This is a genomic window from Streptomyces sp. HUAS 15-9, from assembly GCF_025642155.1.
Taxonomy (GTDB): Bacteria; Actinomycetota; Actinomycetes; order Streptomycetales; family Streptomycetaceae; genus Streptomyces.
In genome coordinates, this window is record NZ_CP106798.1 from 6,822,266 (window position 1) to 6,843,081 (window position 20,816).

At 69.6% G+C, this 20,816-nt stretch carries 13 protein-coding genes and 1 pseudogene; 8 read left to right on the top strand and 6 right to left on the bottom strand.

Features of this window, described 5'->3' with window-relative positions:
* Nucleotide 1: 1 nt before the first annotated feature.
* Entirely contained in the window at nt 2-970 is a 969-nt protein-coding gene (locus N8I87_RS31190) for an IS481 family transposase (protein ID WP_263206714.1), read from the bottom strand.
* A gap of 196 nt (nt 971-1,166) precedes the next feature.
* Nucleotides 1,167-1,355, bottom strand: coding sequence for a DUF5999 family protein (locus tag N8I87_RS31195; RefSeq protein ID WP_263213711.1), 189 nt, complete (start codon nt 1,353-1,355; stop codon nt 1,167-1,169).
* A gap of 243 nt (nt 1,356-1,598) precedes the next feature.
* Between N8I87_RS31195 and N8I87_RS31200 the strand changes: the two genes are divergently transcribed.
* A complete protein-coding gene (locus N8I87_RS31200; protein WP_263213713.1) occupies nt 1,599-2,027 on the top strand; it encodes a DUF6299 family protein in 429 nt (142 codons plus the stop codon).
* 54 nt (nt 2,028-2,081) lie between these two features.
* Here N8I87_RS31200 and N8I87_RS31205 read toward each other — a convergent pair whose 3' ends face one another.
* Nucleotides 2,082-2,471 (bottom strand): hypothetical protein, encoded by a 390-nt coding sequence (locus tag N8I87_RS31205; protein ID WP_263213714.1) that lies wholly within the window; start codon nt 2,469-2,471, stop codon nt 2,082-2,084.
* 241 nt (nt 2,472-2,712) lie between these two features.
* Between N8I87_RS31205 and N8I87_RS31210 the strand changes: the two genes are divergently transcribed.
* The 3 genes from N8I87_RS31210 to N8I87_RS31220 all read left to right on the top strand — a co-directional run bounded on the left by N8I87_RS31210 (nt 2,713) and on the right by N8I87_RS31220 (nt 7,841).
* Nucleotides 2,713-4,611, top strand: coding sequence for a galactose oxidase early set domain-containing protein (locus N8I87_RS31210; protein ID WP_263213715.1), 1,899 nt, complete (start codon nt 2,713-2,715; stop codon nt 4,609-4,611).
* A gap of 104 nt (nt 4,612-4,715) precedes the next feature.
* The gene (locus N8I87_RS31215) at nt 4,716-7,037 is read left to right on the top strand and encodes a Dyp-type peroxidase (RefSeq protein WP_263213716.1); all 2,322 of its coding nucleotides are present in this window, start codon (nt 4,716-4,718) and stop codon (nt 7,035-7,037) included.
* A gap of 216 nt (nt 7,038-7,253) precedes the next feature.
* A complete protein-coding gene (locus N8I87_RS31220; RefSeq protein WP_263213717.1) occupies nt 7,254-7,841 on the top strand; it encodes an O-methyltransferase in 588 nt (195 codons plus the stop codon).
* A gap of 39 nt (nt 7,842-7,880) precedes the next feature.
* On the opposite strand, the gene N8I87_RS31225 is transcribed toward N8I87_RS31220, so the two are convergent.
* Together N8I87_RS31225 and N8I87_RS31230 are read right to left on the bottom strand one after the other, a co-directional pair.
* Nucleotides 7,881-8,198, bottom strand: a complete 318-nt coding sequence (locus N8I87_RS31225; RefSeq protein ID WP_263213718.1) for a DUF7336 domain-containing protein — start codon at nt 8,196-8,198, stop codon at nt 7,881-7,883.
* A gap of 130 nt (nt 8,199-8,328) precedes the next feature.
* Nucleotides 8,329-9,858 (bottom strand): helix-turn-helix domain-containing protein, encoded by a 1,530-nt coding sequence (locus tag N8I87_RS31230; protein ID WP_263213720.1) that lies wholly within the window; start codon nt 9,856-9,858, stop codon nt 8,329-8,331.
* Nucleotides 9,859-10,250: 392 nt separating this feature from the next.
* On the opposite strand from N8I87_RS31230, the gene acnA reads away from it, so the two are divergent.
* Nucleotides 10,251-12,968, top strand: a complete 2,718-nt coding sequence (gene acnA, locus N8I87_RS31235; RefSeq protein ID WP_317633508.1) for an aconitate hydratase AcnA — start codon at nt 10,251-10,253, stop codon at nt 12,966-12,968.
* A 188-nt stretch (nt 12,969-13,156) separates the two neighbouring features.
* Here the strand turns inward: acnA and N8I87_RS31240 are convergent, their stop codons facing one another.
* A complete protein-coding gene (locus N8I87_RS31240; RefSeq protein WP_263213722.1) occupies nt 13,157-15,877 on the bottom strand; it encodes a SpoIIE family protein phosphatase in 2,721 nt (906 codons plus the stop codon).
* Nucleotides 15,878-16,421: 544 nt separating this feature from the next.
* Here N8I87_RS31240 and N8I87_RS31245 point away from each other — a divergent pair.
* From N8I87_RS31245 to N8I87_RS31255, 3 genes and pseudogenes are all read left to right on the top strand, one after another.
* Nucleotides 16,422-16,760: pseudogene (locus N8I87_RS31245) on the top strand (cellulose binding domain-containing protein); the annotation flags it as partial.
* 317 nt (nt 16,761-17,077) lie between these two features.
* The gene (locus tag N8I87_RS31250) at nt 17,078-20,344 is read left to right on the top strand and encodes a GH92 family glycosyl hydrolase (RefSeq protein ID WP_263213723.1); all 3,267 of its coding nucleotides are present in this window, start codon (nt 17,078-17,080) and stop codon (nt 20,342-20,344) included.
* A 158-nt stretch (nt 20,345-20,502) separates the two neighbouring features.
* Nucleotides 20,503-20,805: a trypco2 family protein gene (locus tag N8I87_RS31255; RefSeq protein ID WP_263213724.1), complete on the top strand. Its 303-nt coding sequence runs from the start codon at nt 20,503-20,505 to the stop codon at nt 20,803-20,805.
* Nucleotides 20,806-20,816: the final 11 nt, after the last annotated feature.

A 20,816-nucleotide genomic window follows, 5' to 3' on the forward strand; every position in this document is an offset into this window, starting at 1 on the left:
GTCATGAGGTTGGTGACAGTCGGCTGATCGGTGGCTGGCCGCCGAGCGCGGTGTGTCGGCGGCCAGTGTTGTAGAAGTCGAGCCAGGGCGCGAGTGCTCGCGCGCGTTGGGCATTGCTGGTGAAGACCTTCCGGTAAGCCCATTCGGTCTGCAGGGTGCGGTTGAACCGTTCGACCTTTCCGTTGGTCCACGGGCAGTGCGGGCGGGTGAACTTCTGGCGTGCTCCGAGTGCTTGGCATGCGGTCTGGAAGTCGTGCGAGAGCCGGTAGTTCTTGGCGTTGTCGGTCATGACCCGCTCGATGCGGGTGATGCCGTGAGCGTGGAAGAACGCGGCTGCGCGGGTGAGAAAGCCCGCGCAGGTGGTGCCCTTCTCGTCGGGGAGGATCTCGGCGTAGGCGAGGCGGGAGTGGTCGTCGACGGCAGCGTGGACGTAGTCGTAACCCAGTCCCCGCATCGATCCGGGTCGTTCACCGCGGCCGTGGGCGCGATGGCCGCCGCCGGCGGGGATCCTGCCGAGCTTCTTGACGTCGACATGGATCATGTCGCCGGGCCGGGAGTGTTCGTAGCGGCGGCTGCTGGCCCTGGTGGCGCGGATGACCTGGCCGGTCAGCGGGTCGCAGGCGGACAGCGCCGGCACCTGGTGGCGGCTGAGGATCCGGCTGATGGTGCGGGCGGGGACGCCGGTCTGCTCGGCCAGGGCGTCGGGACCCGTGCGCAGGGTGCGGCGGGCTTTGAGCACGCGCTGTTCGACGGCCGCGGGTGTGCGGGTGGGACGGCGGTGCGGACTGCTGCTGCGGTCCTGCAGCCCGCTCCAGCCCTCCGCGCGGTAGCGGTTCACCCAGCGATGGGCGCACTGGCGGGAGACGCCGAGTTCCTTTGCGACGTGAGCGACCGGACGCCGGTCCAGTACGACACGACGCACCAGCAGGCATCTGCCGTGAAAAGTCAGCCGGGCATTAGCGTGGGCCACCAGGACCTCCGAGGTGAGTGAAGACGGCTATCTCCACTACGCCCGGAGGTCCTTCCTTGATCAACTACCGACGGCTGCGTGTCACCAACGTGACGGCCGAGTACACCTAGAGCCGTCCTGAACCGGAGTTCCAGAGCCTTCCGAACCGGGGCTCGGGCGACTCCGAACCGGGGTTCAGGCGGCTCCGAGCCGGGGCTCAGACGGCGACCGTCTGCCGTTCGGCCGGTGCCCGGTGCGGCGGCACGACGCTGCCATCGGCGTGCAGCTCGCCCGTGTCGTCGAAGACGATCCCCCCGTCGCACAGCAGGCTCCAGCCCTGCTCGGGGTGGGCGGCGACGATGTGCGGGGCGCCGCTGTCGTGAGTCGGGGTCCGGTGGGAACACATGGCACACCTCCGCGTCGGATCTGACGGGTGCCTGCGGCCTGTTCGGCGCCCGGCACGAGTAGACCATGCTCCCCTCGTGAACTCCTCGGAACGGCCTGAAGCGAAGTGTGACAACTCGCGGACAACTCCCTGACCGTTCCACGACCGCCGTGACTCGCCCCCGATGGAGTGACGTTCACACACGGTGCCGCGCCCGCCCGGTACCAGTGGGAACCCCCCACCGTACGACCGGAAAGGCCCCCCATGCCCGTACGTCCCGCCCTCGCCGCGGCCGCCGCCGGAGCCGCCGCGCTGCTCTGCACCGCCGTCGCCCCCGCGACCGCCGACCCGAACGAGACCGTCACCGTCGATCCGACGGGCCGCGTCGCGGCGGACGGCACCGTGACCCTCTCCGGCACCTATCGCTGCACCGGCGGCACGGGACCGGTGTTCGTCAGCAGCACCGTCGGCCAGGACTCCTCGACCGTCCGCTACGGCATCGGCGGCACCCGGGCGGTGTGCGACGGCGCCGTACACACCTGGGTGAACACCGGCAAGGTCGAGAAGGACCGGGTCCGCCCCGGCACGGCCGACGTCGAGGCCACCGTGATGGAGCTGCGCCCCGAAGGCGGTCTGCCGCTGCCGTACTTCCACGCCCACCAGGTGCGGGAGGTGACGCTCGGCCAGGGCTGAGCGCGCACACACGGCGGCCCGGCGCATCAGGTGCGCCGGGCCGCCGCTCCGCGTTCAGGCGGCTCCGTGGCTCATGACGTCGTCCGTGCAGGCGATGTGGATCGTCAGGTCGGCCGGAGCCGAGCGGCTGAGGAAGGGCCAGGTCTGGGCCTTGCGCGCGGTGATGATCCAGCCGGTGGCGTGGTCGTTCATGCGGTCCTCGGTGACATCGGTCCGGTCCGTGCCGAGGATCGCGTCCTTCTTGGCGCTGATGGTGTATCCGCCGCTGTAGGCGTGCTGCGCGGCCGGGCAGAGCGCCTCGTGCGGCCGGCCGTCGGCACCGCCGGGGACGAACACCGAGAAGTGGTGCGGCGGTTGGGGCGGGTCGGCCACGGCGGGGGCGGCACAGACGAGCAGGGTCGCGGCTCCCGCGGCCGCGGTGACGGCGGTACGTGTTCGGGGCATGGGGGTGCTCCTCGGAAGGGGACGGGGGACTGGCCGGGACCATTGCAGTCGCCGTGGCGATCGAGGGGTCTACGGACACGCAGCGTTGCATCCCATCGGGGCAAAGCGGTCATTCTTTCGAGAAAGCGGTCACATTTCGCTACCCTGCGTGATTTACTGACGTCATTCCGTCACTCTACGTGGTCGCCCTGGACTGCCCCGTACTGGCTCGGTGCGCCACGTGTCCCCAAGAGGAGTCCCCATGCCCCGCAGAGGGAGGTGGACGATCGCGGCTGGCTGCGCCGCGGTCGTTCTGTCACTCACCGCCCCCGCCGGCCGCGCCGCCCCGTTCCGTCTCGTCCCCCTGCCGTCCTCGGCACGGCCGGCCGATCCGCACCCGCACGGGGTGCACATCTCGAAGGCGGAGCTCGCCGAGGAGATCCGCCCCGACGAGGTCAAGGCATTCGGCAGGGCCCGCGCCGAACAGATGGCCCGCGACCGCATCGGCCTGCGCGCCGTCGACCGGGGCTACCCCCAGCCCATGCGGAACCGCAGTCTCAATCGGCTCACCGACTCGCAGAAGGAGCAGAACGCGAAGTTCACCCCTGCGGCGTTCGGCAAGTTCACCGACTACTTCTCCAGTCCGGACTACGGCGACCACGTCGCCCTGCTGCCCACTGGCAAGGTCCTGCTGTTCTCCTTCGAGGCCGTCGAGGACAGCCCCAACAAGGAGACCGCGCCCACCGAGGTCATCGGCCGCGACAACGCCGGACGCGCCTACGTCTGGGACCCGAGCAAAAAGCCCGACGACCCCGCCGCCTTCAAGGCCGTACCGCCACCCGTGGTCAACATGGACGACGGCCTGGACGAACCGCGCGCCGCGCCGATCTTCTGCGCCGGGCACTCCTACCTGCCCAACGGCATGGTGGGCATCTTCGGCGGCAACCTCGGCGGCAACCACGGCACCGGTGCCCACCTCGCCCTGGTCTTCGACCCCTGGAACAACAAGTGGTACCGGCAGCAGGACATGGCCGAGGGCCGCTGGTACCCCTCCGTGGTCACAGGCGCCGATGGCCGGCAGTTCATCACCTCCGGCCACGGCGACACCGGCTGGGGCAAGCTCTCCCAGACGATCGAGCGCTTCCCGGCCCAGGGCACCGGCGTCACGTACGACAAGACGATCGGACCCGTCGGCCAGCCGCTCGACAAGTGGAAGATCACGGCCGACTACATGGCCGACTACCCGCACCTGTTCTCCCTGCGGGACGGCCTGATCTACGGCTTCGGCCGCAACTACAACGAGCAGTTCGCCTTCGATCCGCAGACCGAGACCGATCAGGTGCTGCGCCCCCGCCCCGGCGGCGGCATGCGCAACTACGGCTCGGCGGTGGCCCTGCCCAGCACCACCAAGGGCCAGGGCCCCGACTCCGTGCTGATCCTGGGGGGTGACCGCAACGACCCCAAGACGTACAAGTTCTCCGGCGGCCGCTGGACCGAGGACACCCCCCGTGCCTTCGGCCGCACCCAGGACGACACGCTGATCTTCCCCGACGGGCGGCTGTGGACCGTCAACGGCGGCTACGACATCCGCGACTACGGCAACGGCCTGTACAACCCCAACGCCGACGAGAAGTACCGCCAGACCGAGTTGCGCGGCACCGACGGCACCTGGCGGCTCGGCCCGGTCCAGCGGCTGCCGCGCGGCTACCACTCCAACGCCGTGATCCTGCCCGACGGCCGCATCATGATCACCGGTGACGAGCTGCAGGAGATCGCCAACAACCGGGACATCAAGTCCGGGATGAACGGCACCATCGAGATCTTCGAGCCGCCGTATCTGCACCAGGGCGGCGTCCGCCCCACCCTGACGGACGTGCCGAGTCAACCCCTGGGCTACAACGCCGACCTCCGGATCAGCACGGGCACGCCCGAACAGGCGGAGAAGGCCGTCCTGATGGCACCCATCACCTCCACCCACTCGGTGGACACCAGCCAGCGCCGCATCGAACTCCCCATCACCAGCCGCGCCGGCAACAAGCTCGTCCTCACCACCCCGCAGTCCGCCAAGGACGCGCCGCCCGGCTTCTACCTGCTCTTCCTGCTCGACGACCGGGGTGTGCCCAGCGTCGCCAAGTGGGTGCAGCTCAAGCCCGGCGCCTGACCCCTGTTCGTCCCCTGCCGCCGTACACCCGGGCAGCGCTGCCCACGGCGCCGCCCGGGTCAGCCATGCATGTCCCCATATGTCCCCACAGTCAAGGGAGTTCCATGTCCACCCCCCTGCCGTTGCGCAACAGCACGGAGATCCAGGGCGACATCCTCGCCGGGTTCAAGAAGGACTACATGACCCTGCTCTTCCTCCAGTTCGGCGACATGACCGCCGCCCGGAACTGGCTGGCCGAGCTGGTCCCCAACGTCGCCACCACCCAGCAGGTCGCCGCCTTCAACGCAAAGTTCCACAGGGCCCGCAAGAACTCCGCCGGTGACGACCCGAAGAACCTCAAGGCCACCTGGCTCGGCCTGAGCCTCACCCACCCCGGCATGCTGTTCCTCACGGGCAAGGAGAAGGTGTTCGACAAGGTGCCCACGGGCGGCACGATCCAGGCGTTCGTTCAGGGGTCCGCCGCCCGCTGCAAGGCCCTGGGCGACACGGGCTGCAACGACCCGAAGCACTGGATCTTCGGCGCCGACCACAGACCCGTCATCCACGCGGTGCTCACCGTCGCCGCCGACCTCGACCTCGACCGCACCACCGAGCTGAACCGGCAACTGGAGGCCGCCTCCAGGGCCGGAGTGCTGATCGTCCACCAGCAGAACGGTGCCACGCTGCCCGGCAACCGTCGCGGCAATGAGCACTTCGGCTTCAAGGACGGCGTCAGCGAACCGTTCGTGGTGGGCTTCGACGACGCGGCGGAGGCCAAGGGCGCCCGGATGATCCCGGCCGGCCAGTTCGTCCTCGGCTCCGACGACACCCCCTTGCCCACGGGCGCTCCCGAGTGGATGAAGTACGGCTCCTTCCAGGTCGTACGACGGCTCGCCCAGGACGTACCCGGCTGGTGGGCACAGGTCAACGCCGAACTCCAGAAGCTGAAGGAAGCCAAGGTGGTCGGCGAGAACACGAAGAGCGAGTGGCTCGCCGCCCGTCTGGTGGGCCGCTGGCGCTGCGGCGCCTCGGTCGCCAAGTTCCCCGACCAGTCGCCCCCGCCGGGCACCAAACCCGACAACGACCTCAGCTTCAAGGACGACCTCGACGGCGTCACCACTCCCCTCTTCTCCCACCTGCGCAAGACCGCTCCGCGCGACGGACTGGTCGACGGAGGCAAACTGGTCGAGGAGAAGTTCATGGACCTGCGCCGCATCATCCGGCGCGGTATCCCCTACGGCGCCCCCTTCGACCCCGCCAACGGGGACGGGGGAGGCCCGGACGAGCAGCGAGGCCTGCTCTTCGTCTGCTACCAGGCCAACCTGGCCACGCAGTTCGAGTTCATCCAGGCCGACTGGGTCAACGACCCCAACTTCCCGCACGACCGCGACCCCAAGCCCGGACCGGACCCGATGGTCAGCGGCCAGCTCCCGGGAGTCGCCCGGGGCGAGGTCGCCTTCGAGAGCCGCGTCAACGGCGACCGGAACACCACCACGCTCCACTTCAAGCCCTTCGTGACCACCGAGGGCTCTGTCTACGCCTTCACTCCGTCCATCAGCACGCTGCGCGGCCTCAGCCGGGGCCGCCTGGAGGCGGCGGTCCCGGACAACAGCGGGCAGACCGGGACCCAGCAGTGGGAAACGACGAGCACGACCGGCGGCGAGACCCGCCCGCCGCGGCCGCCCGTGCAACCCGGCCCGGTCGACGAGATCCTGCCCTGGCCGGACTCGGAGGAGCGGGACTGGACCTTCTCCGGCCGCACCGTCCGTGTCGTCACCACCGGCGCCGCCGAGACCGGCGCGCTCACCACGGGGAGCGACGACAGCACCGGCGTCGTCACCGACACCGCCGCGGACCTCTCCACCTGGCCCGCGCTGGCCGGGGTCGAACAGGTCGACGCGATCGTGCCGGTCCCCGACGAGCAGTCCGTGAACGGAGAGAGCAGCTACTGGCTCTTCCACACCGTGGGCGGCACCCAGGTCTACCGCCGCATCAACATCTCCTGCGACGCCCGGCACACCAGCCGCAGCATCGGCGACGACCGGGCGCTCAGCGCCTGGCGCTCCCTCAAGGACGTCACCCGGGTCGACGCGGTGCTGCCGGTGCCGGACCAGCGCCGCGTGGACGGCAAGACGCAGTACTGGCTCTTCCACACCACCGCGCAGGGCCAGCGCTACCGTCTGATCTCCATCGCCGACGGCGGCATGCACACCGACGAAGTGGTCCGCACCGACCGCGACCTGACCCAGTGGACCTCCCTGCGGGGCGTCACCAAGATCGACGCCCTCCACTTCGTCCCCGGCAAGTACCGGATGAACGGCCAGACCTGGACCTGGGTCTTCCACGACCGCCAGTACCGCCTCATCAGCATCGCCGACGGCTTCGGCCACGCCGACACCCTGCTCCGCGAGGACCGCCCGAACACGGCGTGGTTCCGCGGGGCCTGACCGTCCCACTGAACGGACCGGCCCGGCGGAGCGACACTCCGCCGGGCCGGTCCGTTCGGTCGAGGGACGCCGGCTGTGAAGACACGTCCCGTGGGGTCGCAAGGACGACGTCCGCGGACGTGAGATCGACGAGACAGGACAGAGGAACGCCCCGGATCGTGCTGACAACGGTCAGGACAGTGCCACCCGAGAGATCCGAACCCGACTGGAGCCCGCGTGGACCGTCAACTGGCCGCTCTTCTCGGCATCCTCTACCGGGAGGGCGGGGCACACGACGGGCCGCTGGCCGACCGGCCGCTGCGCTTACGCAACATGACACCGGAGGCGGCAGGCCTGATCGCCCTGCTGATCCGGGCCCAGCGCGGTAGATCCGTGCTGGAGATCCCTACGTCCAACGGCTATTCAGCCATCTGGTTCGCCGACGCGGTGCGGGACACCGGTGGACGGCTGACCACGGTCGAGACGGACGCTGTCCGGGTCGAAGCCGCCCTGCGCAATCTCGAACGCGCCGGAGTGTCGGACCACGTGGATGTGGTGCACGGCGACGGGGGTGAGGTGCCGGCGCGGACCGAGGACGCGTCGGTCGACCTCGTCGTCCTGGACGCCGAACGCCCCGCGTACGTGGAGTGCTGGCCGCAGTTGCGCCGGGTACTGGCACCGCACGGCATCGTGGCGGTGGACAACGCCATGAGCCACCGCGACCGGCTCACCGCTTTCAGCGCCCTCGTGGCGGAGACCGGCGACTTCGCGGTGGACCTACGGGAAGTGGGCGACGGGGTGCTCACGGCGGTCCGGATACGGTGAACCACCGCACGTCCGCCGGACTCCCCATCGTAGGCACCTTCATCCGGTCCGCCCGTTGACCTGTGGAGAGTCCTGGACGACAGGGGGGATACGCACGAAACCCTCGGTCCACTCGTCCTCGTCGAGTGTGTACTCATCGATGACGAAGCAGTCTGGCTCGTCGGCAAAGCCCGGCAGGAGCCGTGCGCGACGCATACGTTCCCTGGCCTTCTCCCAGGTGGAGTAGACGCCGAGCAGCTTCGCGTCGTCGCCATCCTGCTCATCGATATACACGGCCTGACCCTCGACGTGCACGGTTGCACCACCGTCACCAGCTTCGTTCTGGTGCCCCATGTGCCACAGGAGATAGACCGTCATCGTCGCAGGCTATCCCTCCGAGCCACGGCAGACCTCAAGGTTCAAGGGGGGGCCGAGGCGCCGTCACGCCCCTCCTCCCTTGCGTTTATGCAGATCAGGGGGTGCGTGACGACGTCTTTTCCGAGGGCCTTCAGATGTCCCGGAAGATCTCGATCTGCGCCCCGATCGAGTTGAGGCGTTCGGCGAGGTCCTCGTAGCCGCGGTTGATGACATACACGTTGCGCAGTACGGAGGTGCCCTCCGCCGCCATCATCGCCAGCAGGACTACCACGGCCGGTCGCAGCGCGGGCGGGCACATCATTTCGGCGGCGCGCCAGCGGGTCGGGCCCTCGACCAGTACGCGGTGCGGGTCGAGGAGTTGGAGGCGGCCGCCGAGGCGGTTGAGGTCGGTCAGATAGATGGCCCGGTTGTCGTAGACCCAGTCGTGGATCAGCGTCTTGCCCTGGGCGACCGCCGCGATGGCCGCGAAGAACGGGACGTTGTCGATGTTCAGGCCCGGGAACGGCATCGGGTGGATCTTGTCGATCGGCGCCTCCAGCTTGGAGGGCCGCACGGTCAGGTCCACCAGTCGGGTACGGCCGTTGTCGGCGACGTACTCCGGGGTGCGGTCGTGGTCGAGGCCCATCTCCTCCAGCACCGCGAGCTCGATCTCGAGGAACTCGATCGGCACCCGGCGCACCGTCAGCTCCGACTCCGTGACGACCGCGGCGGCCAGCAGGCTCATCGCCTCGACCGGGTCCTCGGAGGGGGAGTAGTCGACGTCGGCGTCGATGTCCGGCACACCGTGCACGGTGAGGGTCGTCGTGCCGATGCCCTCGACCTTGACGCCCAGCACCTCCAGGAAGAAGCAGAGGTCCTGGACCATGTAGTTGGAGGACGCGTTGCGGATGACGGTGACACCGTCGTGCCGGGCGGCGGCCAGCAGCGCGTTCTCGGTCACGGTGTCGCCGCGCTCGGTCAGTACGATCGGCCGGTCGGGCCGTACGGAACGGTCCACCTGGGCGTGGTACTGCCCCTCGGTGGCGGCGATGTCGAGCCCGAAGCGGCGCAGCGCGATCATATGCGGCTCGATGGTCCGTGTGCCGAGGTCGCAGCCGCCGGCGTACGGCAGCTTGAACCCGTCCATACGGTGCAGCAGCGGGCCGAGGAACATGATGATGGAGCGCGTGCGCACGGCCGCGTCGGAGTCGATGGCGTCCATGCCGAGTTCGGCCGGCGGCACGATCTCCAGGTCGACCCCGTCGTTGATCCAGCGGGTCCGCACGCCGATCGAGTTGAGCACCTCCAGCAGGCGGTACACCTCCTCGATCCGGGCGACCCGACGCAGCACAGTGCGGCCCTTGTTGAGGAGCGTGGCGCACAGGAGGGCGACGCAGGCGTTCTTGCTGGTCTTCACGTCGATGGCCCCGGACAGCCGGCGGCCGCCGACCACTCGCAGATGCATCGGGCCCGCGTAGCCCAACGAGACGATCTCACTGTCCAGGGCTTCACCGATTCGAGCGATCATCTCAAGGCTGATGTTTTGGTTGCCGCGCTCGATGCGATTGACAGCGCTCTGACTTGTGCCGAGCGCTTCCGCGAGCTGCGCCTGTGTCCAGCCGCGGTGTTGCCGGGCGTCACGGATGAGCTTGCCGATGCGTACGAGGTAGTCGTCTGCCATGAGGCTGAGGCTATCTCAGATATGAGATGGCGCCTGTTGAGGGGTCCATTCGGGTGATGGAGTGTCAGTGTACTTCCGGATGAAGGGGGTTTGACGATGATGAGTCGTACAAGAGTCTTGCGTACTGATTTGCGAAAAATGTGCCGTACGTGTCGTGTGGGCCATGCCACTGAATATCGGGGCGGCGGATTCGGTCCGGACATGACCATCCGGCCCCCGTGTACTAGAGTTATCTCGACATCGAGATATCTGTCGAGGAGCACCGCAGCCGCACGCCGCTGCCGAGTCTGGTGGTAAGGGTTACCTAACTTAGCCTTACCTTAGCGGATTGGCCCAGATGCCGTGGCGGCAGGATCGTGGTGAGTACGCGCACATCAATGAAGGAGACTGTCGTGTCGGCGAACAGCTTCGACGCCCGCAGCACGCTGCAGGTGGGCGACGAGTCGTACGAGATCTTCCGGCTGGACAAGGTGGAGGGCTCGGCCCGGCTGCCATACAGCCTCAAGGTCCTGCTGGAGAACCTGCTCCGCACGGAGGACGGCGCGAACATCACCGCCGACCACATCCGCGCCATCGGCGGCTGGGACTCGCAGGCCCGGCCCAGCCAGGAGATCCAGTTCACGCCGGCCCGCGTGATCATGCAGGACTTCACCGGCGTCCCCTGCGTCGTGGACCTCGCGACCATGCGTGAGGCCGTCAAGGAATTGGGCGGCGACCCGGCGAAGATCAACCCGCTGGCCCCGGCCGAGCTGGTCATCGACCACTCCGTCATCGCCGACAAGTTCGGCACGCAGGACGCGTTCAAGCAGAACGTCGAGCTGGAGTACGGCCGCAACAAGGAGCGCTACCAGTTCCTGCGCTGGGGCCAGACCGCGTTCGACGAGTTCAAGGTCGTCCCGCCGGGCACCGGCATCGTCCACCAGGTGAACATCGAGCACCTCGCGCGGACCGTCATGGTGCGAGGCGGTCAGGCCTACCCGGACACCCTCGTCGGCACCGACTCGCACACCACCATGGTCAACGGCCTCGGCGTCCTCGGCTGGGGCGTCGGCGGCATCGAGGCCGAGGCCGCCATGCTCGGCCAGCCGGTCTCCATGCTCATCCCGCGCGTCGTCGGCTTCAAGCTCACCGGTGAGCTGCAGCCGGGTACGACGGCCACGGACCTCGTGCTCACCATCACCGAGATGCTCCGCAAGCACGGTGTCGTCGGCAAGTTCGTCGAGTTCTACGGCGAGGGCGTGGCCGCCACCTCGCTCGCCAACCGCGCCACCATCGGCAACATGTCGCCGGAGTTCGGCTCCACCGCCGCGATCTTCCCGATCGACGACGAGACCCTGAACTACCTGCGCCTGACCGGCCGTTCGGACCAGCAGGTCGCGCTCGTCGAGGCCTACGCCAAGGAGCAGGGCCTCTGGCTGGACCCGCAGGCCGAGCCGGACTTCTCCGAGAAGCTCGAGCTGGACCTGTCGACGGTCGTCCCCTCCATCGCCGGCCCGAAGCGCCCCCAGGACCGCATCGTCCTCGCCAACGCGGCCGAGCAGTTCAAGAGCGACGTCCTGAACTACGTCACCACCGCCGACGAGGCGGGCGAGGAGTCCTTCCCGGCCTCCGACGCCCCGGCTGTCCACCCGAACGGCACGCCGTCCAACCCGGTCCAGGTCACCGCCCCCGACGGCACGACCTACACCATCGACCACGGTGCGGTGACGGTCGCGGCCATCACGTCCTGCACCAACACCTCGAACCCGTACGTCATGGTCGCCGCCGCGCTCGTCGCGAAGAAGGCCGTGGAGAAGGGCCTGACCCGCAAGCCGTGGGTCAAGACCACCCTCGCCCCGGGCTCGAAGGTCGTCACCGACTACTTCGACAAGGCCGGTCTGACCCCGTACCTCGACAAGGTCGGCTTCAACCTGGTCGGTTACGGCTGCACCACCTGCATCGGCAACTCCGGCCCGCTGCCGGAGGAGGTCTCCAAGGCCGTCAACGACCACGACCTCGCGGTCACCTCGGTCCTCTCCGGCAACCGGAACTTCGAGGGCCGTATCAACCCCGACGTCAAGATGAACTACCTGGCCTCCCCGCCGCTGGTCGTCGCGTACGCCATCGCGGGCTCCATGAAGGTGGACATCACCAAGGACGCCCTCGGCACCGACCAGGACGGTAAGCCGGTCTACCTGACCGACATCTGGCCGACCGAGGCCGAGGTCAACGACGTCGTGGCGAACGCCATCGGCGAGGACATGTTCAACAAGTCCTACGCGGACGTCTTCGCGGGCGACGCCCAGTGGCAGTCGCTGCCGATCCCGACCGGCAACACCTTCGAGTGGGACGCCGAGTCGACCTACGTCCGCAAGCCCCCGTACTTCGAGGGCATGGGCATGGAGCCGGCCCCGGTCACCGACATCGCCGGTGCCCGTGTGCTCGCCAAGCTGGGCGACTCGGTCACCACCGACCACATCTCCCCGGCCGGTGCCATCAAGGCCGACACCCCGGCCGGCAAGTACCTCACCGACCACGGTGTGGCGCGTCGTGACTTCAACTCCTACGGCTCCCGCCGTGGCAACCACGAGGTCATGATCCGCGGTACGTTCGCCAACATCCGCCTGCGCAACCAGATCGCGCCGGGCACCGAGGGCGGCTACACCCGCGACTTCACCCAGGCGGACGCGCCGGTGTCGTTCATCTACGACGCCTCGCGCAACTACATCGAGCAGGGCATCCCGCTGGTCGTCCTGGCCGGCAAGGAGTACGGCTCCGGCTCGTCCCGTGACTGGGCCGCCAAGGGCACCGCGCTGCTCGGCGTCAAGGCTGTCATCGCCGAGTCGTACGAGCGTATCCACCGCTCGAACCTCATCGGCATGGGCGTCCTGCCGCTGCAGTTCCCGGAGGGCGCCTCCGCCGAGTCCCTCGGCCTGACCGGTGAGGAGACCTTCTCCTTCGCCGGCGTCACCGAGCTGAACAACGGCACCACGCCGCGCACGGTCAAGGTCACGACCGACACCGGTGTCGAGTTCGACGCGGTCGTCCGCATCGACACCCCCGGTGAGGCCGACTACTACCGCAACGGCGGCATCCTGCAGTACGTGCTCCGGAGCCTGATCAGCAAGTAGGCGGCAAGCGGTAGGGCACGGCGGTACAGGGCCGCATCCCCGGTGACGGGGGTGCGGCCCTTCGCCGTGTCCGGGCCGGGTACGGCGCAGGGTGTCACGAAGGGCGTCGCGAAGGGCGTCACGAAAGTCAGTCCGGCCGTGCGAGGCCCTCGTGCGCTGGTCCGGCCGTCCGTGAGGCCGCTCATGCGTCAGTCCGGAAAGAGGTCGTCCGGGATCTCCAGCAGAGCGACCTCGTCGGCGTCCGGTGGGGCCAGTTCGGCCCAGATCACCTTGCCCTGCGGGGTGTAGCGGGTGCCCCAGCGCTCGGCCATCTGGGAGACCAGGAACAGGCCCCGGCCGCCCTCGTCGGTCGTCGCGGCGTACCGCAGATGCGGCGATGTGCTGCTGCCGTCGGACACCTCGCAGGTCAGCGTGCGGTCCTTGATCAGGCGTACATGGATCGGCTCGGACCCGTAGCGGATGGCGTTGGTGATCAACTCGCTCAGGATGAGTTCCATGCCGAAGTCGAGCTCCGACAGGTCCCACTCGGCCAGTTTCTCGGAGACGGCGCTGCGCATCCCCGACACGGCGGCCGGATCGCGCGGTACGTCCCAGTCGGCGACCTGGTCGGACGGCAGCGCCCGGGTGCGCGCGATGAGCAGGGCGACGTCGTCCTTGGGCCGCCCCGGCAGCAGCTCCTCCACCACCGCACGGCAGCTCTCGTCGGGCGGCCGGTCGGGGTGGCCCGCCAGCGCCCGGCGCAGCAGCTCCATGCCCACGTCCAGATCGCGCGTACGGTCCTCGATGAGGCCGTCGGTGTACAGGACCAGCTGAGTGCCCTCCGCGATGTCCACCTCGGCCGTCTGGAAGGGCATGCCCCCCAGGCCGAGCGGCGGCCCGCCGGGCAGGTCGGGGAAGGTGACGCTGCCGTCCGGATGGACCAGCGCGGGCGCCAGGTGTCCCGCGCGTGCCATGGCGCAGCGGCGGCTCACGGGGTCGTAGATCGCGTACAGGCAGGTGGCGCCCACGACCTCGGACGCCTCCGCGCACGCCTCGTCCTGGTCGATGCGGCCGACCAGGTCGTCCAGGTGGCTCAGCAGCTCGTCCGGCGGCAGGTCCAGCGTGGAGAAGTTGTGCACCGCGGTCCGCAGCCGCCCCATCGTCGCGGCGGCGTGCAGACCGTGCCCGACGACATCGCCGACGGCCAGCGCCACCCGGTTCCCCGGCAGCGGGATCACATCGAACCAGTCACCGCTCACGCCCGACTGGGCGGGGATGTAGCGGTAGCCGACCTGCAGGGCGCTCACCTCGGGCAGGGCCCGCGGCAGCAGGCTGCGCTGGAGCGTGACCGCCAGGGCGTGCTCGCGGGTGTAGCGGCGGGCGTTGTCGATGCTCACCGCGGCACGGGCGACCAGCTCCTCCGCCAGCGACAGCTCCTCCTCGTCGAAGGGGTCGTGCCGTTTGGAGCGCCAGAAGTTGGCCATGCCCAGCACGACACCGCGGGCCCGGATCGGCGCGGCGATGAGCGAGTGGATGCCGTAGGCGACGATGCCCCGGGCGCGCTCCGGGTCCTGCGCGTGCCAGTCCGGTGCGTCCGACAGGTCCGTCACCAGCTCGGAGCGGCCGGTGCCGTAGCCGCGCGCCTGGGGTGTGGAGGGCAGGAAGTCGATCAGCCGGCCCTTTTCGTAGAGCGGATGGTCCTCCCGGATGCCGCACACGGCGACGCGCCGCATGTCGGTCGCCGTGGGGGCGGGTTCCTCGCCGTGGATGACGGCGTCCGCGAGGTCCACGGTGACGAAGTCGGCGAAGCGGGGGACGGCGACCTGCGCCAGCTCGTCGGCGGTCTGGAGCACGTCGAGGCTGCTGCCGATGCTGAGTCCCGCGTCGTACAGCAGCTTGAGCCGCTCACGGGCGAGCTCCGCGCGGCCGGACACCGCCTGGAGCTCGGTGGAGTCGCGGAGCGTCACCACGGTTCCCCTGGGGCCGCCGTCGCGGTCCGTGGGCCGCTGGTTGACCGCGAGCAGCCGCTCCCCGGCGAAGTGCACCTCGTCTGTGGCCTCGCGCCCGGAGACCAGCAGGTCCACCATGTCGGGCTCGAGGTCGGACAGCTCCCACACGTGCCACCCCTCCGCGTCCGGGGCCAGCTCGAGGAGCCGTCTCGCCTCGTCGTTGGCGAGGAGCAGGCGCCCGTCCTCACCGACGATCAGCACTCCTTCCCGTACGGAGTGCAGCACCGTGTCGTGGTGCTCGTACATGCGGGTCATCTCGTGCGGCGCCAGGCTGTGGGTCTGCCGCTGCAGCCGCCGGCCCACCAGCGCCGTCCCGCCGGTCGACAACACGAGCGCACCGGTGCCGGCGGCGAGGATGATCGGCAGCTGCCGGTTCACCTCGCTGGTCACGTTCTTGACCTTCATCCCCGCGGACACGAGGGCGACCACCTTGCCGTCGGCGTTCTCGATGGGCACGGTCGCCTGCACCTCATGGCCCAGCGGGCCGTGGACGCTCTCGGTGTAGACCTTTCCTTCCAGCGACGGCTGGATCTCCCCCACGAACCGTTTGCCGATCCGGTCCGGCAGGGGATGGGTGTAGCGGATGCCCTTGGTGTCCATGACCACGATGAAGTCGACGCCCGCCGACTTCCGTCCCGCCTCGGTCAGCGGCTGGAGCACCTTCGACGGTTTCTGGGTCTTCAGCGCCTCCAGGACGCCCGGGGAGTGCGCGAAGGTCTGCGCGACGGCCACGGAGCGGCGCTTGGCCTCCGTGCTGGTGTCCCGCTGCGACTGCAGGACCAGGGCGAAGACGGCACCGACCACCAGCAACGCGACCAGCGTCACCTGCAGTACGAAGACCTGCCCGGCGACACTTCGCGGGCTCTTGCCGGCAAGCGAACGCCAGGAGAAGCGTCGAAACCGGGCGAATCGGTCCGCCATGCGATATTTGTAGCACCGGTGATTCGCCCTGGCTATGGCCCGGCCCAAGGTGCGGACAGCCGGCACCCCCTTCACAGGCGACGCCTCCGCCTCCTTTTGCCCGGAAAATCCCCTCTCTTAACGGAATCTTCTTACCGGAAACTTCCCTCGTCTCCCGGAAGGTCACCCGCCCCTGCGCAGCGGGCGTTTACAGCTGCCGTGGTCCGCGCTAGTTTCACGGGAGAGTGGGGTGGGAGCGCTCCCATGCGGCGGACCGGAACCCGCCGCGCGGCCCGCTCCCACCCCACGCGCCCCTCGGTGCGTATCCGCACGCCTTCGGCACGGCCGTAGATCGTAGGGTTGTCATGCCGGACGTCCCCGATTACCGCACTCGACCTCGCGCGGGTCACGGCACTCGACCTCGCGCGGCAGGGCCTTCTTCCTGGTCCTCCTGGCCCTGCTCACCACCGCCCGGCCCTCGGGCTCGTCGTCGCCACCGGCACCCGTGCCGAGGCCCACGGCACCCCCATGAAACCGGGCAGCCGCACCTTCCTGTGCTGGCAGCATTCACGACCCGGGCAGCCCCACCGAGCCCCCGCCCGGCGCCTGCGCGGCCACCCGCAGGACGACGAACAGCCGGCCCGGTGGCTACCAGTCCGAGGTGACCGTCACCAACAGCGGCGATGTGCCGATGCTCGGCTGGATGGTCGACTGGACGCTGCCGGGCGGTCAGTCGTTGGCCAGTCTGTGGAACGGCAACGCGACCTACACCGGGCAAAACGTGATGGTCCACAACGCCGACTGGAGCGGCTCGCTGAGTCCGGGGCGGAGCGCGACGTTCGGATACGTCGGCCAGGGCTCCGGCGGTGACAGTGCGACGACCCTGCCCTGTCAGGTCGGCTGAGTCGCTCTGGGCGGACCCGGTGGCAGTGCGCACCGGGTCCGCGAGCCGGGCGGGTGAGGGGGTGCGGCCCGCCCGGGTGGAGCGCGGCTTGTGTCGACGCCGTGATGGCGACAACGTTGTCTAGTAGGTCTGAACACGACTCTACCGCCCCAACCGACAACGATGTCAAGGAAGTTGAGGTCACTCGACAGGGTGATCCTGGGGCGCGTCGGCGGTGGTGCACGCGGTCTTCCGTGGTACTGCCGACGCGCGTTACTGTCCCTGCGGCTTGTGCGACCTGTGATGCGCGACCCGTCCGAAGGAGGAGGGGCCGCGTCATGCGTTTTTGCCCCACGTCACTGCTGCTCGCCGCGGTCCTCGCGGTGGGCGGCGCCACCCCCGCCCTGGCGGCGACCGCCGCACCCCCCGATCTCGTCAAGGACCCCACCGCATACGTCGATCCGCTGATCGGCACCAAGAACGGCGGCAATGCCTTCCCGGGGGCCGTCGTGCCGTTCGGCATGCTCTCCTGGAGCCCCGAGAACACCCGAGGCGACGCCACTCGCACCGCCGCACCCGGCGGTTACCAGTACGACGCGACCCGCATCCGCGGCTTCAGCCTCACCCATATGTCCGGCACGGGCTGTGCGGGCGGCAGCGGAGACATCCCGCTCTTCCCGTACGCGGGCGAGGTCACCTCGTCCCCGGCGAGCGACACCAAGGACGCCGTCTACGCCTCCGACTTCAGCCACACCGACGAGAGTGCCGAACCCGGCCACTACAAGGTGGGCCTCGCCTCCGGCGTCACCGCCGACCTCACCGCGACCGCGCGCACCGGCTCGGCCCGCTTCACCTTCCCCGCGGACAAGCCGGCCTCGCTGCTCGTCCGCGCCGCCAACTCCGAGGTGGGGTCGACCGATTCGACGGTCGTGATCGACCCCGCGACCCGCACCATCTCCGGCTCCGTCACCTCCGGCGACTTCTGCGGCTACCTGGACCCGGAGGGCCAACGTGCCTACTACACCCTCTACTTCACCGCCCGCTTCGACCGCGCCTTCAAGTCCACCGGCACCTGGCAGGACGACCGGCTCGACCCCGGAGCCACCACGGCCTCCGGCGGCACGGGCGGCTTCGCCAAGGGCGGGCGGCCCGTCGCGGGCAAGGGCGCGGGCGGGTACGTCGAGTTCGCGTCCGGAACCGGCCCGGTGAACGCCAAGGTCGGTATCTCGTACGTCAGTCGGGCGGGCGCCGAGGCGAACCTCGCGGCCGAGAACCCGTCATACCGCTCCTTCGACTCGGTCGAGGCCGCGGCTCGGCAGGCCTGGCGCCACCGGCTGGGCGCCATACGGGTCGGCGGCGGCACGGAGACGGACCGCGCCACCTTCTACACCGCCCTCTATCACTCCCTGCTGCACCCGAACGTCATCAGCGACGCCGACCGCAGATACCGGGGCAGCGACGACAAGGTGCACCGGGTGGGCAGAGGTCACCGGGCCCAGTACGGAACCTTCTCCGGCTGGGACGTCTACCGCGACCAGGTGCAGCTGCTCACCCTCCTCGACCCGCGCACCGGCTCGGACATCGCCCAGTCGCTGTACGAACTCGCCCGGCAGAACGGCGGCATCTGGGACCGCTGGCTGCACGGCGCGAGCGGCACACACGTCATGAACGGCGACCCGTCGCCCACCGCCCTCGCCGGCATCCATGCGTTCGGCGGCACCCGCTTCGACCTGCGCGGCGCGCTGGACTCGCTGGTGAAGGCGGCGACCGTACCGACCGACAAGGACCTCTCGGCCGCGGGCAAGCCGGTGCTGTCCGTCGGCCAACGCCCCTCCCTGGACAAGTACTTGACCCACCACTACATGCCGTCCGTGTCCAACGCCTGGGGTGGCGCGGCCGAGACCCTGGAGATGTCCACCGCCGACTTCTCGCTCTCCCGGCTCGCCGCGGCGGCGGGGGAGAAGGACACGGCGGCGGTCTTCGCCCGGCGCGCCCAGTGGTGGCAGAACAACTTCGACATCGCCGCCGACCCCACCGGCGGCTACATCGCCAACCGCAGGGCCGACGGCAGCTGGGTCACCGGCTTCACCCCGGACACCGGCAACGGGTTCGTCGAGGGCACGGCAGCCCAGTACACCTGGATGGTCCAGCACGACCCGGCCGGCCTGTTCGCGGCGATGGGCGGCACGGACAAGGCCCTGGCCCGGCTCGACGACTTCTTCCACAACGCGGACGGCAGCTGGGCCTTCACCGGCAGCGGCGGCACCAAGTCCGAGCTGGACAACGAGCCGTCCCTCAACGTCCCCTACCTCTACGACTACGCGGGCGCCCCGTACAGGACGCAGGAGACGGTCCGCGCGGCGATGAAGCAGCTCTGGTCGACGAAGCCCGGCGGCATCCCCGGCAACGACGACCTCGGCGCCATGTCGTCCTGGTACGTCTTCTCCGCGCTCGGCATGTATCCGCAGGTCCCCTCCCGCGCCGAACTCGTCCTCGCGTCACCGCTGTTCGAGCGCGTCGAGATCGACCGTCCGCAGGGCAACGACATCTCCATCCGCGCGAGCGGAGCGGCCGCCGACGCCCCGTACGTCCAGTCTCTGAAGGTCAACGGCCGCAGCAGTGACCGGCCTTGGCTCCCTGCCTCCTTCGTGCGTGACGGCGGCCGACTGGACTACACGCTCTCCGCCGCCCGGAACCGGGCCTGGGGCACCTCCGCCCCGCCCCCGTCCTTCCGGGAGGGCGAGCAGCCGTACCAGATCGGCGTCGGCCCCACCGCGGCGACCCTCGCCCCCGGCGGCAGCACCGAGGTCGGCGTCCGCGCCCTGTCGCTGAGCGGCGGCACCGGCCCCGAGGTCCGCTTCCGGGTCGAGACCCCGGACGGCATCACGGCCACGCCCGCCGAGGGCACCGTCACCGACGGCGCGCAGGAGATCACCCTCTCCGCGGCCGACGGCGCACGCCAGGGCTTCTACGACGTCAAGGTCACGGTGACCTCGGGCGACACCTCGTACGCGCAGCCGGTCGCCCTGACCGTGGCCGCACCCGGCACCCTCCTCGCCGCCTACAACAACACCGGCGTCTCGGACGACAACGGTGACCACGACGAGGCCGACTACGACGGCGGCGGCTGGAGCTACTCCCGTCAGGCCCTGGCCGCGGCGGGCCTGACCCCCGGCGGGCAGAGCACGGTGGACGGGCTCACCTTCACCTGGCCGAACTCGCCCACCGGCCGCCCGGACAACGCCACCGCGGCCGGCCAGACCGTCGAACTGCCCGCCCCGGCCGCCAAGTTGTCCTTCATCGGCAGCGGCGTCAACGGTAACCAGCAGACGAAGGCCACCGTCACCTACACCGACGGCACCACCGAGGCCGTCGACCTCTCCTTCACCGACTGGACCGTCGGCGGAGGCGGCGGAACCGTCCAGTACGGCAACGAGGTCGTCGCCAAGAGCGCGTACCGCAACGTCGCGGGCGCGGACAAGGACCCGGTGGCGACGTACGTCTTCGCGACGAAGCCGTTCGAGGCGCCGCCCGGCAAGACCATCAGGAGCGTGAAGCTGCCGGACGACACGGATCTGCACGTGTTCACCCTCGCCACCGGATGAACCGCTGACCACCCAGGGTTCCCCCGGTGAACCCGCCAGAATGCCATGGCGGTCCGGGTGCCGGAGCGTTCCACGGATTCCCGCGTGGCCGTCCGTGCGGCTGGGAATAATCGTCCCGCACACCGGGGGCACTCTCAGACGGACACGGGGGAATCACTGTGGGGAACCTTGGGCTGGCCGAGACCATCGCGGCGCTGCGGGAGGAACTCGCTGAGGCCGTCGCGGGCGCGACTGACGCCGACTTCCGGTTCGGCGTCGGGCAGGTGCAACTGGAGTTCAGCGTCGGCGTCACACGCGAGGCGAGCGGCGACGGGCGTGCCAAGTTCTGGGTGCTGGAGCTGGGCGGCCAGGGCTCGTACCGCACGGAGGAGATCCAGCGGATCCTGGTCACCCTGGAGGCGCCGACCGACCGCGCCGGGCGGCCGGTCCAGGTGACGCGCGACTCCTTCGTCAGGCCCTGACCCGGCGGCCG

Coding starts and splice junctions, on each gene's coding strand:
- N8I87_RS31240 (WP_263213722.1), bottom strand. CDS start 15,877: ATGGCGGACCGATTCGCCCGGTTTCGACGCTTCTCCTGGCGTTCGCTT.
- N8I87_RS31215 (WP_263213716.1), top strand. CDS start 4,716: ATGTCCACCCCCCTGCCGTTGCGCAACAGCACGGAGATCCAGGGCGAC.
- N8I87_RS31200 (WP_263213713.1), top strand. CDS start 1,599: ATGCCCGTACGTCCCGCCCTCGCCGCGGCCGCCGCCGGAGCCGCCGCG.
- N8I87_RS31250 (WP_263213723.1), top strand. CDS start 17,078: ATGCGTTTTTGCCCCACGTCACTGCTGCTCGCCGCGGTCCTCGCGGTG.
- N8I87_RS31210 (WP_263213715.1), top strand. CDS start 2,713: ATGCCCCGCAGAGGGAGGTGGACGATCGCGGCTGGCTGCGCCGCGGTC.
- N8I87_RS31230 (WP_263213720.1), bottom strand. CDS start 9,858: ATGGCAGACGACTACCTCGTACGCATCGGCAAGCTCATCCGTGACGCC.
- N8I87_RS31195 (WP_263213711.1), bottom strand. CDS start 1,355: ATGTGTTCCCACCGGACCCCGACTCACGACAGCGGCGCCCCGCACATC.
- N8I87_RS31205 (WP_263213714.1), bottom strand. CDS start 2,471: ATGCCCCGAACACGTACCGCCGTCACCGCGGCCGCGGGAGCCGCGACC.
- N8I87_RS31225 (WP_263213718.1), bottom strand. CDS start 8,198: ATGACGGTCTATCTCCTGTGGCACATGGGGCACCAGAACGAAGCTGGT.